The sequence below is a fragment of the Epilithonimonas lactis genome (genome assembly GCF_900110605.1).
GTDB classification, from domain to species: Bacteria; Bacteroidota; Bacteroidia; order Flavobacteriales; family Weeksellaceae; genus Epilithonimonas; species Epilithonimonas lactis.
Map to the genome: position 1 here is coordinate 285,606 of NZ_FOFI01000003.1, position 14,554 is coordinate 300,159.

General features: G+C 36.1%; 9 protein-coding genes. 3 read left to right on the forward strand and 6 right to left on the reverse strand.

The annotated features are described in order from the left end of the window. Positions 1 to 39 precede the first annotated feature (39 nt). The gene (locus BMW39_RS10905; protein ID WP_083391919.1) at positions 40 to 804 is read right to left on the reverse strand and encodes a UbiA prenyltransferase family protein; all 765 of its coding nucleotides are present in this window, start codon (positions 802 to 804) and stop codon (positions 40 to 42) included. Positions 805 to 957: 153 nt separating this feature from the next. Here BMW39_RS10905 and BMW39_RS10910 point away from each other — a divergent pair, with 153 nt between their 5' ends. Further along, the gene (locus tag BMW39_RS10910) at positions 958 to 6,864 is read left to right on the forward strand and encodes an alpha-2-macroglobulin family protein (protein WP_034975293.1); all 5,907 of its coding nucleotides are present in this window, start codon (positions 958 to 960) and stop codon (positions 6,862 to 6,864) included. A 205-nt stretch (positions 6,865 to 7,069) separates the two neighbouring features. Next, a complete protein-coding gene (locus tag BMW39_RS10915) occupies positions 7,070 to 9,322 on the forward strand; it encodes a zinc-dependent metalloprotease (protein WP_034975295.1) in 2,253 nt (750 codons plus the stop codon). 369 nt (positions 9,323 to 9,691) lie between these two features. Here the strand turns inward: BMW39_RS10915 and BMW39_RS10920 are convergent, their stop codons facing one another. The 5 genes from BMW39_RS10920 to lpdA all read right to left on the reverse strand — a co-directional run bounded on the left by BMW39_RS10920 (position 9,692) and on the right by lpdA (position 13,638). Next, positions 9,692 to 10,381 carry a porin family protein gene (locus tag BMW39_RS10920; protein ID WP_034975298.1) on the reverse strand — a complete coding sequence of 230 codons (690 nt, stop codon included), beginning with the start codon at positions 10,379 to 10,381 and terminating at the stop codon, positions 9,692 to 9,694. 145 nt (positions 10,382 to 10,526) lie between these two features. Next, positions 10,527 to 11,573, reverse strand: a complete 1,047-nt coding sequence (aroB, locus tag BMW39_RS10925; RefSeq protein WP_034975300.1) for a 3-dehydroquinate synthase — start codon at positions 11,571 to 11,573, stop codon at positions 10,527 to 10,529. A gap of 15 nt (positions 11,574 to 11,588) precedes the next feature. Further along, entirely contained in the window at positions 11,589 to 11,894 is a 306-nt protein-coding gene (locus BMW39_RS10930) for a type II toxin-antitoxin system RelE/ParE family toxin (protein ID WP_034975303.1), read from the reverse strand. A gap of 17 nt (positions 11,895 to 11,911) precedes the next feature. Further along, positions 11,912 to 12,133, reverse strand: coding sequence for a DUF2683 family protein (locus BMW39_RS19740; protein ID WP_034975305.1), 222 nt, complete (start codon positions 12,131 to 12,133; stop codon positions 11,912 to 11,914). 101 nt (positions 12,134 to 12,234) lie between these two features. Next, positions 12,235 to 13,638 (reverse strand): dihydrolipoyl dehydrogenase, encoded by a 1,404-nt coding sequence (gene lpdA, locus BMW39_RS10940; RefSeq protein WP_034975307.1) that lies wholly within the window; start codon positions 13,636 to 13,638, stop codon positions 12,235 to 12,237. Between the two features lie 250 nt (positions 13,639 to 13,888). Here lpdA and BMW39_RS10945 point away from each other — a divergent pair, with 250 nt between their 5' ends. After that, complete coding sequence (locus tag BMW39_RS10945) at positions 13,889 to 14,542, forward strand: YggS family pyridoxal phosphate-dependent enzyme (RefSeq protein WP_034975309.1); 654 nt, start codon at positions 13,889 to 13,891, stop codon at positions 14,540 to 14,542. The last annotated feature ends 12 nt before the right edge of the window (positions 14,543 to 14,554 follow it).

Consider the following 14,554-nt stretch of genomic DNA (forward strand, 5'->3'; position numbering starts at 1 on the left):
AGATTACAAATACTTCAAAAATTAATTAGTAAAATCCTTCTAACAATTTACAAGCCAATAAAGCAGAATCACCAACAAAGGCAATCCGCTACAAGATTCTACCCAAAAGGAAAAGTAAGTTCCTTTATTATCATTTTCAGAAAAATAAATTAGAAAAAATGTGAAAACCGTTGTTAATAAAAAACTTAAGGCAAATTCTCTATCAAGAAATATCACACTTAATAAACAAGCAACGAAAACTAAAAGATAAGCCAGATATTTCGTCTTCTGAACACCGATTAATATGGGGAAAGTCACCACATCATCACTTTTCATATCACGAATATCGAAAGGTAAAACCAAAGCCGAAATAAACAACCACGAAATCCAGAAAATCTCCCAATTGAATTCTGGTAGAATTAGCCACGCATTAATCAAAGCCCAAGTCAGGCCAACGTAAAAGACTTTTAATAAAGGGATTTTACGAATGAATTTCTCCAGGAAAAAAGAATTGTAAAGCAAACCAATGATGACAATCACAGCCCATTTCAACAATCTAATTTCGTTATGATTAAAGACAATCAAACAAAAACTTAAAATGCCACAAATGAAATTAAAAACCAAAATCTTGATAAAAATCTTTCTACGACTCTGATATTTGGTGTATAGATAACCGCTGAAATACGTGATAAAAATCAACAGCAAACTCGGCCAACGGAATATGTTTTGCTCTAGCATAAAAAATCCAGCCATCAACGTTCCCATCAGCGAGACAAAAATCTGGCTGTCAATCACATATTTTTTTGCTAAATTTAAAATCGACATTTTACTTTTAACAAATGTCCGAAAAATTGTTCTAAATCAATAAGATTTCGAAAGTGTTAATTTTTTAAAAAAGATTTTAATCTTTCCAACCTTTGCTAAAATAATGCATCTTTATACAGTGAATCATTCACTCAAAAAAAATAAAAGTCAAATATGAAAATCATTAAATCAGTCTCAGTTTTCTTGCTGATGCTTTTCTTCATCAATGTTTCGGCGCAGAATTACTACGATTCTCAATGGAAAAAAGTGGAGGAAAACAACAAGAAAGGAACTTACAAAAGTAATCTTCCGATAATTCTGGACATTCAAAACCAAGCGATGAAAGACAACAACGCCATCCAAATCATCAAATCTCTGAAAGCGGAATTCAGCATCCTGAAGCAAACGCACGATGATACGCAGAATGATGAAAGCTCCAAATTCTTTTCGAAACTTCAAAGCACGGAAACCAAACTGAAAGGCGATGAGAAGCAATTGTTTCATCTTCTGACGTTGGAATTCATCAATGATTATTACGATAATAATTCTTGGAGAATCAATCAGAAAACGAATATCGATAATCAAAATCTGTCACAAATCGAGACCTGGAGCAAACTGGATTTCAAGAATTTCTTGACTAAGAATTATTCAGATTTGGAGAAAGAAAATTCGGTTTTGAAGAAAATTCAGACTCAGAAATACAAGGAAATTTTTGATGCGACAGAAAATTTGGATTACTTCCCTACGCTTTCGGATTGGTCAAACTTCAATTACATCGAGTTTTTGAGAAATCAAAATCTGTTCACGCCAAACGAACTGAAAATTAATTCGAAGAAAATCAATGACATTTATGATTCGGAAATTCTGGCTAATTCTGGGAATTCAAAACTGTATTTCCAACATCAAAAAATCAACTATAATTGTCAACTTAACAATTGCAAAGACAAATTTGCTCAACTTGAAAAATTGGTTGGCGATGAATCTTCGAAAGGTGATTACAAAGTTCTCATCATCGATGAAATGATTGAACTTCTTCAACAAAAAGAAGATAATAAAACTGCTTTGGTTTGGGTCAATAAAGCGAAAGAATTATATCCAAAATCAAAGTTCATCAATAATATTCTTAATAAAGAAAACGCGATAAAAAATCCGCAACTTAATTTATTCTACGAGAAAGAAACACAACCGAACAAACCGATTCACATCGTTGCGGAAGGTAGAAATGTGAAGCAATTTTCTTTGAATATCTATGAAGTAAAGGATGATTCGCAAGGTTTTCTGAATCACGTTTTCGATTCTTACAAAACGCCTTTTTCTAAGGTCAAAAAATCTTTGGTGAGAAAAGATGAATTCAGTTTACCAGCGTCTTCGGATTTCAAATCTCACAAAACATCTTTAGAGCTGAAAGCACTTCCAGCAGGGATTTATTTGGCGGAATATGTGGTTGAAAATTCGGTTCAGGGGAATTATTATTTCATCGTTTCGGATTCGAAAATCATCTTCTCCAAAAAAGATGACAACAATCCAAAAGCGAATATTCTGAAACTCGTCAACAACGAAAATGGAAAAGCTTTCATCAATGAAAACCTTGATGTTACCGAATATGTTCGTGGAAAAGCGGTTACAAAATATACTGTGAAAACGGATAAATCGGGTAATTTCCAGTTTCCAAATTCTGCGAATCAGGAATATTACAGAAATTTCCTCGTGAAGAATGGAAACAACTTTTCGATGATAAATGTTTATGGCTACGATTACGGCAACCGAAACAAATCTGAAAATCAGGAAAGTGCACAGATTTTCCTCGACAGAAAAATCTACAGACCTGGACAAATTGTTTATTTCAAAGTGATTGCAACGGGAATCAATGGCGAAACTCAGAAAATGAAAACGCTGGAAAAAGTAAAGTTGAATATTACTTTGAACGACACCAACGGCGAAGAATTACAGACTTTGAAACTGACAACCAATGAATTTGGTTCTGTTAATGGCAGTTTTACTTTGCCAAAAAACAAGTTGAACGGAAATTTCAATATCGAAGTTGATGACGATAATAATTCCGCTTACAACATCAGTGGATACGCAGATTTTCAGGTTGAGGAATACAAACGCCCAAAATTTGAAGTGACTTTTGAACCGATAAAAGACGAGTACAAATACGGCCAAACCATAGAGCTGAAAGGAAAAGCGATGATGTTCTCTGGCGTTGCATTGAGCAATTCGACTGTGAATTATGAAATCAAAAAACAGAATATCCGTTGGCGTTATTTCTGGTGGTATCCGCGTGGAAACGATAATGAAAATTCAATTCTCGGAACTGTGAAAACCAATGAGAAAGGCGAATTTACCATCAAAGTAGAACTTAAAAAAGATGAAACTTTAGAAGGAATTCAGATTGATAATTACGCTATCAACGCTTCTGTGACGGACATCAACGGCGAAACGCAATCTGCGGATACGAACGTAAAAGTGGCTTCGGTTTCTCACTATATTTCGGCAGACAATGTTGACAATATTTTCTCTGATGAAGCTGTAAAACTGACTGTTTCGACGAAAAATTACAACGACCTAGTTCTTGCGAAATCTTACAATGCAAAACTGGAAAAGCTGGAAGAACCGAAGCAGATTTTTAGAAGTCAATTTGAAAATACAATTCAGGATTTGCCGAAACTTTCTAAAGAAGAATTTGTGCAAAAGTTCCCGCACGATAGATTTGATAAGCTTGATGATGTGAAGAACTGGAAGGTGGAAAAAGTTGTTATTAATAGAATCGAGAATCAAGAGTCAGGAAGCAAGAATGCAAATCCTGAATCTCGAATCTTGAATCTTGGCTCTTTAAATGCGGGAACTTACAAGCTTCAACTTTATAATATCGAAGGAAAAGACACGATAAAAACGGAGCAATTTTTCAAAGTTTGGGATAAGAAATCGCTTGGACAGAATCAAAAACCTTTCTTGGAAGTCATTAAGCAAAAACAGGATTTCAAACGTGGTGAGAAGGCAAAAGTGTTTGTTTACTCCGCCGTTCCGGATGCTTTGGTGAATGTTTTTGTTCAAAACGGAAAAGGCGAAACGGTGACGGAAACGCATTCTTTCAAAAATGGAATTTTGGAATATGAGACTTTGATTCCAAAAGATGAAACTGTGTCGAGAGTTAATTTACAATTTCAGTTGGTTGCATTTAATGATGTGAAAACGGAGAATGTGGATTTGAAAATTGCTGATAGTAAAGATGATTTGAAAATTGAAACGGTGACTTTCCGCGACAAACTTCAGCCGGGACAAAAAGAAAAATGGACGGTGAAAGTTTCTGGCGCTGGGAATGAAAAAATCAATGCGGAAGTTTTGGCTAGTATGTATGACAAATCGCTTGACCAATTTGCTTCTAATAGTTGGAACTGGCAGGGATTTTATTCTCAGTTTTTTCAGAGTTCTTATGATTTGAGAAATGGTTTAAATCAAGAAAGTTTCGACAAAAATTTTAAGTATTTAAAAAATTATAATATTGATAATCCTCAATTTAATTGGTTTGATGGTGATATTGAATTAGAAGGCGTTGTCATCAGCGCAATGAAACTTGAAAGACAGGCAAAATCATTAGGTTATGCTTCTTCACCAGCTCCTATGGCAACAAAAGAAATGATGTCGGACAAGGTTGAAGTAATACAAAATGTAATTCCAGAACCTAAAAAAGCTCCTAAAATTGACCCTAATTCAACGGATAAAAATGATTTAAACAAAATCCCAGTTCGTCAAAACCTCAACGAAACAGCATTTTTCTATCCGAATCTTTTGACGGATAAAGATGGAAATGTGAGTTTTGAATTCACTTCTCCGGAAGCTTTGACACAGTGGAAATTGTTATTTTTGGCTCATACAAAAGATGCGCGTTCTGCGACTTTGGAAAAATCCGTGGTGACGCAGAAAGAGTTTTCTATTACGCCAAATTATCCGAGATTTTTGCGTGAAGGTGATGAACTGAATCTTCAATCTAAACTATCGAGTTTGGTGAATCAAAAACTCAGTGGTGTTGCACAATTGCAGATTTTGGATGCGTTTACAAATGAAGATATTTCTGAGAAATTCGGGATTAATCAATTGACTGCGGTTTCTGGCTATAATAAAGAACAAACTTTTTCATTGTCGGAAAACGGAAATTCTGTCGTGAACTGGAAAGTGAAAGTTCCGAATGATGTTTCATCAATTATTATTAAAATCGTTGCCAAAGCTGAAAACTTCTCTGACGGCGAACAAAAAGCAATCGCAGTTTTGCCGAACAGAATGTTGGTGACGGATGCGCTTCCGATTTTTGTGAAAGAAGGACAGACGAAAACTTTCACTTTGGAAAATCTGAAAAACTCGAATTCCAAAACTTTGACCAATGTTTCCAATACTTTGGAATTGACGACAAATCCGATTTGGGAAATTATGTTTGCGCTTCCAAGTTTGAAAAATGATATGAACAATTCTGCGGATGTCATCTTCAACAAATGGTTTGCGGATGTTTTGGCTTCGGAAATTTTCAAAGCCAATCTGAAACTGAAAACTGTTTTTGATGAATACCAATCGAAAGGTTTATTGACTTCGAATTTGGAGAAAAATCAAGAGTTAAAACAATTGTTGCTGGAAGAAACGCCGTGGGTTTTGGAATCGAAAAATGAGACAGAACAAATGGAAAAATTGGCGAGATTGTTTGATGCGAATACGATGCGAAATTCCATTCAAAACGATTGGAGTGAATTGCAGAAATTGCAAAATCCTGATGGCGGTTTTTCTTGGTATCAAGGCTATCCGAGTTCGTATTACAATTCACTTTACATCTTGAAAAATCTTGCAAGAATCAATGATTGGCTGAAAGAAAATGTCGCGGATTATCAAAGTTCTGAGCAGAAAGAAATGGTTGCAAAACTGGTTTCTTATGTTGATAATGAAGTGAATAAATATTGGAAAACAGACAAAGACAATGTTTGGAACAATTTCGTGATTGATTATCTCGACACCCGAAATTATTGGGAAAAAGAATATCCTTTGAAAAATAAAGGCGCGACATTGAAATCTTTGGTCACAACCAAAGCAAAAACTGCAAAAATTACCGATTTCACTTTCTTCGGATTGTATCGTTCGGCTTTGTTATTTAATAATTATGGATTGAAAGACGTTTCGAAAAAATTAATGACTTATCTGAAAGAAACTTCGACGGACACGGAAACTCAAGGTGTTTATTGGAAACAAAACCTTAACGATTGGGGTTGGTATTCTTCCAAAACAGTGAATCACGCAGGAGCTTTGGAAGCGTTTAACAAATTGACGCCGACGGATGAAACCTTCATTGAAGAAATGAAAATCTGGCTCGTAACTCAAAAAGAAGTGAATTCCTGGGGAAGTTCGCGCGGAACTGCGGAAGTGATTTTCACGATTTTGAATTCAGGGAAATCTTGGACTTCAGCGGAATCTGATAAAGCGGAAATTACATGGGGCGGAAAAGCTTTGAAGCCTCAAACACAAGCGACAGGTTATGTGAAACAAGCGATTACTTCTGATAATTTGGATAAAAATCTGGCAACGGTTTCCATTAAAAAAGACAGTCCGGGAATTGTGCAAGGTGGTTTGTTCTGGCAATATTATGAGGATTTGGATAAGATAAAATCTTCGGAAAGCTATATTTCCATTACGAAAGAATTGTACAAAAAAATGAAAACTGAAAACGGTGAACAATTAATTAAAATCAATGAAAATTCGCCATTGAAAGTGGGTGATAAAGTGACGGTGAGAATGATTCTGAACACGGACAGAAATATGGAATTCATTCACTTGAAAGATATGAGAGCGGCCGGTTTTGAACCTTTGGATGTGATTTCTGGATACGAATGGAAAAACAATCTGGGCTATTATCAATCGACAAAAGATGCTTCCACGAACTTCTACATCGAATATATGCCGAAAGGAAAATATGTTTTCGAGTATGATTATGTAGCGAATGCAACCGGGAAATTCAGCAATGGAATTACCACTTTGCAGAATTATTACGCACCACAGATGAATGCTCATACTCAGGGAACTAAAGTGATTATTTCGGAATAAATACAAGCATTAAAATGTTAAAATGACAACCAAATAGAAATATTTGGTTGTTTTTTTATATTTTTACTCCTTATTAAATAGCTCATAATTTTTAATTAGTTTTAATTAATAAACAAAAAAAATTAAGCTATATAAAAAATTTAGTATCAATTAATAAAATTTTTAAATAATATCTCAAAAAAAATCATCATCTAATTTTATAATAATGGTAAAACAATTATTCACTGTCACTGGCATAATGGCTTCTATGATGCTAAGTGCACAAAAAAACTTTTGGAATCCGGTTCAAAACAAATCTTCCTTAGCAACTGCTAAATTGATGGAAAGAACCACAACACCAAATGATTACAAGATCTACAGCTTGAACTTGCAAGGCATAAAATCTGAATTGGCGAAAGCTCCAAACAGAGAATCTGGCAATGAGAGTTTTGTCCTGAAATTCCCAACAGCATCTGGAAAGCTGGTTGATTATGTCGTGAAAGAGGCAGCTGTGATGGCGAAAGAACTATCTGACAAATATCCAGGAATCAATTCCTATGTTGGATACCAGAAAGAAAGTCCGGAAAACAGCATCAGATTCAGTATCTCGCCGTACGACGGACTCAATGTGATGTATTTTGACAATACTAAAATCAGTTACCTGGATACTTATACAAGTGACCTTAATAATTACATTGTGTATGAAAGAAGCAGCTTGCCTGTAAATCCAGAAAAATTCAACTGTGATTATGGCAAATATAATTTTGAGAATCCGCCAGTTGAACAGCCGGTTTCTCTAAAAGCGCCTTTCGTACAAGATGGCAAACTGAGAACTTACCGTCTGGCTTTGGCTGGAAACTTTGAATATTCCAGATACCATTACAACAGAGCTGGTCTTGCAACCGGAACAGTTGAACAGAAAAAAGCTGCTGTATTAGCTGCTATGAACGCAACAATGACAAGAGTAAATGGTGTTTATGAAAAAACAGTTTCTCTTACAATGGTTATGGTTCCAAATAATGATCAAATCCTATTCGTCGAAAATACCAATGATGGATACACCAACGGTAGTGGTGGTACCATGTTGGGAGAAAATCAAACCGTTTGCGACTCAAAAATCGGAACTGCAAATTACGACATCGGACACGTTTTCAGTACTGGTGGTGGTGGTGTTGCATATTTGCAATCTCCTTGTAGCTCGATCAAAGCTGGTGGTGTGACAGGATCTTCTGCTCCTATCAATGATGCTTTCAACATTGACTACGTAGCGCACGAAATGGGACATCAGTTCGGTGGAAACCATACATTCCGTGCCAATACAACAGATGCAGGATCCTGTAGTGGTAATTCCAATACAGTTACTGCTGTAGAACCAGGAAGTGGATCAACCATTATGGCCTATGCAGGAATCTGTACTTCAGTATACAATTTACAAAACAACAGTGATCCATATTTCCATTCTGTAAGTGTGAATGAAATGTATAACTTCATTACACGTGGTACGGACTGTTCTGTAAAGACTGCAAACAACAACTCTACACCAATTGCTGACGCAGGTTTAGATTACACTATTCCTTACGGAACTGCATTTGTTTTGACAGGCGCAGGAAGTGACCCAGATGGTGATGCTGTTACTTACCTATGGGAACAGACCAATGCTGCTGCACTATTCTACAATCCACAACCACCAACAGCTACTACGGTTCAAGGAACGGTTTTCAGATCATACAATCCTAAAACGACTCCTGAGAGATATTTCCCTCAGATGAGTTCTATCGCAGCAAATAACTTGACGCCAACTTGGGAAGTGATTCCAAGTGTTGCAAGAACATTGAACTTCTCATTGTTAGTTAATGACAACAAGGCTACAGGAAACCAATCTGCGAGAGATCTAATGGTTGTAACCGTAGCTAATACAGGACCTTTCAAAGTGACCTCTCAGACAGCAGCAGCTAATTATGTAGGAGGAAGCCCGCTTGCGGTTACTTGGGATGTTGCAGGAACCAATGCAGCACCGATCAATACTCAAAATGTACAGATCTACATCTCTTCCGACAACGGACTTACGTACCCTACGCTACTTGCAGAAGTACCAAACAACGGATCTGCTTCTGTAACACTTCCGAATGAGGAAAATGGAAATGCGAGAATTATGGTAAAAGCGGCCAACAATATTTATTTTGCAGTCAATTCTGCTAGATTTAACATTACTAAAAACCTTGCAGTAAATGAATCTGCTTTCAACAAAGGTTTTGCATTGTATCCAAATCCAGCAAAAGGAGAAGTTAATATTTCACTTACCAACGCTGCGAAAGGCGCAACTTACCAGATCGTAGATCTTTCTGGAAAATTGATCTCTAATGGCTCTTTGGAAAATGATAAAACCAAAGTGAATATCTCTACTTTGAAAACTGGAACTTACAGAATTGTAATTTCTAACAACGGAGAAACAACCAGTAAAAACCTTATCGTTAAATAATTTAGTTTAATGATATTCCATAAAAAAGGCCAACGTAATAGTTGGTCTTTTTTTTATATAATTCTAAAATCCTTATTGCAATACTATTTGCAACGCATGTTTAGAAGTTATCTGTCAACTGGATTCTGATTTTTTATAGCTGTAATGTTTGCAACATAACTTGCATCAACCGTGGTATTATTTACGTACAAACCTACTCCAACCTCAACAGCCATGTAAGAATTATTGTAATTGGACCAAATTCTACATTTTTTAATATCAATGAATTTCCTTTCTCTTTTAGTTTAGAATCTTATCTATAACTATCGTATATGAACATAAAAAAAGACCGAATGATCGGCCTTTTGTAATATTTAAGATTTTGTAATATTAGAATTTGTAAGACAAACCAACTTGGAAAGTATTATTTCTGTTTTTGTTGTCATTGTTCTCCAATGATGTATTACCATTCTCATCATTGTTCTTTTTGTTGATATCAGTAAATCCTGCAACATATCTTGCATTGATCCCTAAGTTCGGTGTAAAGTTAAATCCTAAACCTAGAGCTGCTCCCATATTGAAACCACTGAAGTTGTCTTTCATCTCTCTAGAAGAATAAGATTCGCTAGATGTAGATGTTGATCCACCAATAGTTGTAGATGTGTCAGTGTCACCTTTAGCTTTAGCTCCCACTAGGAATCCGAATTCTGGACCTGCTTCCAAGTAAAATGCTGGAGTTGCGTGGAATTGGAACATTACCGGTACAGTAATATAATCCAAATTAAGACTTGCAGAGTTTCTTACTGTAGAACTAGCATTTCCGATTGTGGTTGTGTAAGTATCTACTGTTTTCGCTCCCATTTGGCTATACAAAACCTCTGGCTGGATGCTGAACATTTCTGATACTGGTGCATTCATGAAGATACCACCATAGAAACCTGCTTTAGATTTTGAATCTTCATAACCATCATCTGAGATTGAAGAAATATTAAGACCTGCTTTTAAACCGAATGTTGGACTTGTTTGAGCGAATGCAAAAGTTCCTGCTACCAAACCTAATCCTAAAAATAACTTTTTCATAATATCAAATTTTAATTTTGTTTTACGGGAAGCATACTTCCAAATACTTTGCCAAAAAATTAAATATTATTGATAGCTACTCATTAAAATTATTCAAACTATTAATTGTCAACAAATTAAAAAACCTATTCATAGAATAGCATCATTAATTTGTGCCGATATTTTTGTAGAAATCCAGGGTTAAATTGATCTGGTCTGCGTGCAATTTCTGGTCAAATGCGCAAGTTCCAACACCATTGATCAAAGAAAAGTTGATATCGCCGTCCTGATTCTTCTTGTCGTTGAACATCAGGTTCACAATATCCTCGTTACTAAATTCGGAAATATCGATGTAAGGAAAAAAACGCTGGATCTTGGTAATGATCGTTGATGAATCATCTACATCTATCAAACCTGCCAAGAAAGCCAAATGCGTTTCACAGATCATTCCCAGTGCCACAGCTTCTCCGTGCGGGATCAGGTTTCCTTTTTTCAGAAAAAGACTTTCCACAGCGTGACCAATGGTGTGACCAAAGTTGAGGATCTTTCGAACATTTTCTTCTTTAAAGTCCTTTGTCACCACATCATTCTTGATCTCCATACTTCGGTTAATGAATGGCGCCACGTCGGCAGGTGTAATTTTAAATAATGAACTCAATTCATTCCAATGGTTTGCATCGGCAATCAAACCGTGCTTCAGCATTTCTGCAAATCCACTTCTGAGTTCTTCAAACTTCAAAGTTTCAAGGAATTTTGGATAGAAGAAAATCCCTTCGGGCAATGCAAAAGTCCCGATGATGTTTTTTAGAAATTGATGATCGATCCCGGTTTTCCCACCAATCGAAGCGTCACACATTGCAAGCAAAGTCGTAGGAACATTGATGAATTTGAAACCTCTTTTATAAGTTGAAGCCACAAAACCGCCCATATCCGTCACTACTCCACCGCCAAGATTGATCAATAATGATTTTCTATCCGCTTCCATTTCTGAGAATATTTCCCAAAGCTGAGTTGCGGTTCCAATGTTTTTATTTTCCTCACCCGCTTCGATCTCGATGATTTCGAATGGCGCGTCCGTTTCCAAGTTGGGCAACAAAATTGGCAAGCAATGGTCGTGTGTATTTTCATCTACCAAAATGAAGATCTTGCTCGGCGTAAGTTGACCGATATATTCATTAAGACTACTGAAATCTTGATCAAGTTCCTTTATCATAATAACTTTTCTATTTTAAATAAGTCCAACATTTTTCAGCATCTGAAGAATGACGTTTTTGGGAATATTTTCAAAATCACCTTTATCGAAGATGTGGATCAGATAAATCTCACTGTCTTCTGACACAAAAAAATAAATTACTCTTGCACCACCAGATTTGCCTTTATTTTTGCTCTCGATCGCCAGTCTGATTTTGAATAAATTATGACCTAAAGAAATTCCCGCTTCAAAATCATTTTCGAGAATCTCAATCATCTTAATCAAATCATCCTTGAGTGAAGTAAATTTCTTGTAAAGCTTTTTAAAATTTTTTTTTAAAATCTGGTGTTAAGACAACATTATATTTCATCAAGAAATTCTCTTGCAGATTGCTTTTTCAGCTTGCCTTCTTTTATTTTTCTCACTTGAGAAAGGCTTTTCGTGATCTCATCCAAATGCAATAAAGTCTCATCTGATTTTTTCATTTCAAATTTTATTTTGAATGATTTCATTACTGATTTTAATGCTTCTACTTGTTCAGCATTTTTAGGATGTGCAATAAAAATATTTTCAGGCGACATTTTTGTGATTTTGATTTAAAACAAAAATACAAAATTTTTAAACAAAAAAAGAGAAGCAAAATTGCTCCTCTTTATATATTTTAATCTTTTGAACTCTAAGATTACATATGGATTGCTCGCTTTCCAGTTGCGTCCAAAGCAGCTTCTTTTACAGCTTCTGCATAAGTTGGATGCGCGTGAGAACTTCTTGCGATGTCTTCCGCACTTGCACGGAATTCCATAGCGATCACGCCTTCTGCAATCAGATCTGCTGCTCTTGCGCCGATCATATGGAAACCTAAAACTTCATCAGTTTTCTCGTCAGCAATGATTTTCACAAAACCGTCTGTGTCGCCACTTGCACGGCTTCTTCCTAACGCTCTGATTGGGAAACTTCCCACTTTGTAAGCCACGCCTTCTTCTTTCAATTGCTCCTCGGTCTTACCAACGCCAGCAACTTCCGGCCAAGTGTAAACTACGCCTGGAATCAAGTTGTAATTGATGTGAGGTTTTTGTCCAGCCAAAATCTCAGCAACCAAAGTTCCTTCCTCTTCCGCTTTGTGGGCTAACATTGCACCTTTGATCACGTCACCAATGGCATAGATGTTAGAGACATTCGTCTGCAAATGGTCGTTGGTTTTCACTCTTCCTCTTTCGTCCAATTCTACACCGGCTTTTTCCAATCCAAGTCCGTCTGTGTAAGGTCTTCTACCTACAGAAACCAGAACGTAATCACTTTCATAAGTTACCTCCTCACCTTTCTTGTTTTTAGCCGTTACTTTCACAGAATCTCCGTTTCTCTCAACTGCCGAAACAGCTGTAGAAAGTTCGAATTTCATTCCTTGTTTTCTAAGAACTTTTTGCAATTCCTTAGACAAACTTCCGTCCATTCCTGGAATGATCTTATCCATAAACTCGACCACAGTCACCTGAGAACCTAATCTCAAATAAACAGAACCAAGCTCAAGACCGATAACACCTCCACCAATTACAACCAAATGTTTTGGGATTTCTTTAAGATTCAAAGCTTCTGTGGAAGTGATGATTCTTTCTTTATCAAGATTGATGAAAGGCAAGCTGGATGGTTTGGAACCAGTTGCGATGATTGTATATTTTGATTCGATCACTTCGGAAGAACCGTCGTTTTTGGAAACTTTGATCTGGGTTGCAGATTCGAAACTTCCAAGACCTTCAAAAACGGTGATCTTATTTTTATCCATCAAAAAGTTGATTCCCTTGGTGGTTTGATCCACCACTTCGTTTTTGCGGGCGATCATTCTTGCGATATCAGCAGTAGGCTCATTGATGATGATCCCGTGATTTGCAAAGTCGTGTTTTGCCTTTTCGAAATGCTCAGAACTATCAAGCAAAGCTTTTGAAGGAATACATCCAACATTAAGACAAGTTCCGCCTAAGGTTGAATATTTTTCAATAATTGCTGTTTTGAAACCCAATTGGGCAGCACGGATTGCCGCAACATATCCACCAGGACCAGAACCGATAACGGTTACATCAAATTGACTCATATATTTTTGATTATTATTCGAATAAAAATTTCCTCAAATTTACGAAAATTCAGTCAAATTAAAGATTGATTATGTATGAGATTTCTCAAAGAAGAAAAGTGTAGAAAAATGTAAAGTTAAGTTGGACAGATAAACCAGAATTTAAAACCCATTTCTTTTTTCTTAAAATAATAAAACATATGTTTCTATATGGTTTCAAATTTAAAGATCCTTACTTTTGTTAAAGTTTTAATTTAATAAACTGATCCCAATGTCACTACAATCAAATTATCAAAATATCCTTTCCCAACTTCCCGAAAATGTAAAACTGGTCACGGTTTCCAAAACCAATCCGGCTGAGAAGATCAAAGAAGTTTATGATTTGGGACAACGCGCTTTCGGTGAGAATAAAGTTCAGGAATTGTTGGAAAAGCAACCTGTTCTTCCAAATGATATTGAGTGGCATCTGATTGGACATCTTCAAACCAACAAAGTGAAATTTGTGGCCGGATTTATCTCAATGATAGAGAGCGTGGACAGCGAAAAACTTCTAAAAGAAATTGACAAAGAAGCTCTGAAGAACGAAAGAAAAATCAACGTTTTGCTTCAAGTAAAAATCGCAAAAGAGGAGACAAAATTCGGATTGACAGTGGAAGAAGCCAAAGATATTTTCAATAAATTCTTAAACGGAAACTATCCTAATATTGACATCAAAGGCTTGATGGGAATGGCGAGTTTTGTGGATGATGAAACGCAGATCCGTGAGGAATTTGGTGTTTTGAAGCAACTTTTTGATGAACTTTCCAGCTTAAAACCTTTGGAAACTTTATCAATGGGAATGAGTGGTGATTTTCCTTTGGCGATTGAATGTGGCTCAAATTCTGTGCGAGTTGGATCGGCAATTTTTGGCGAACGGAATTCTTGATTGAGTGCGTTT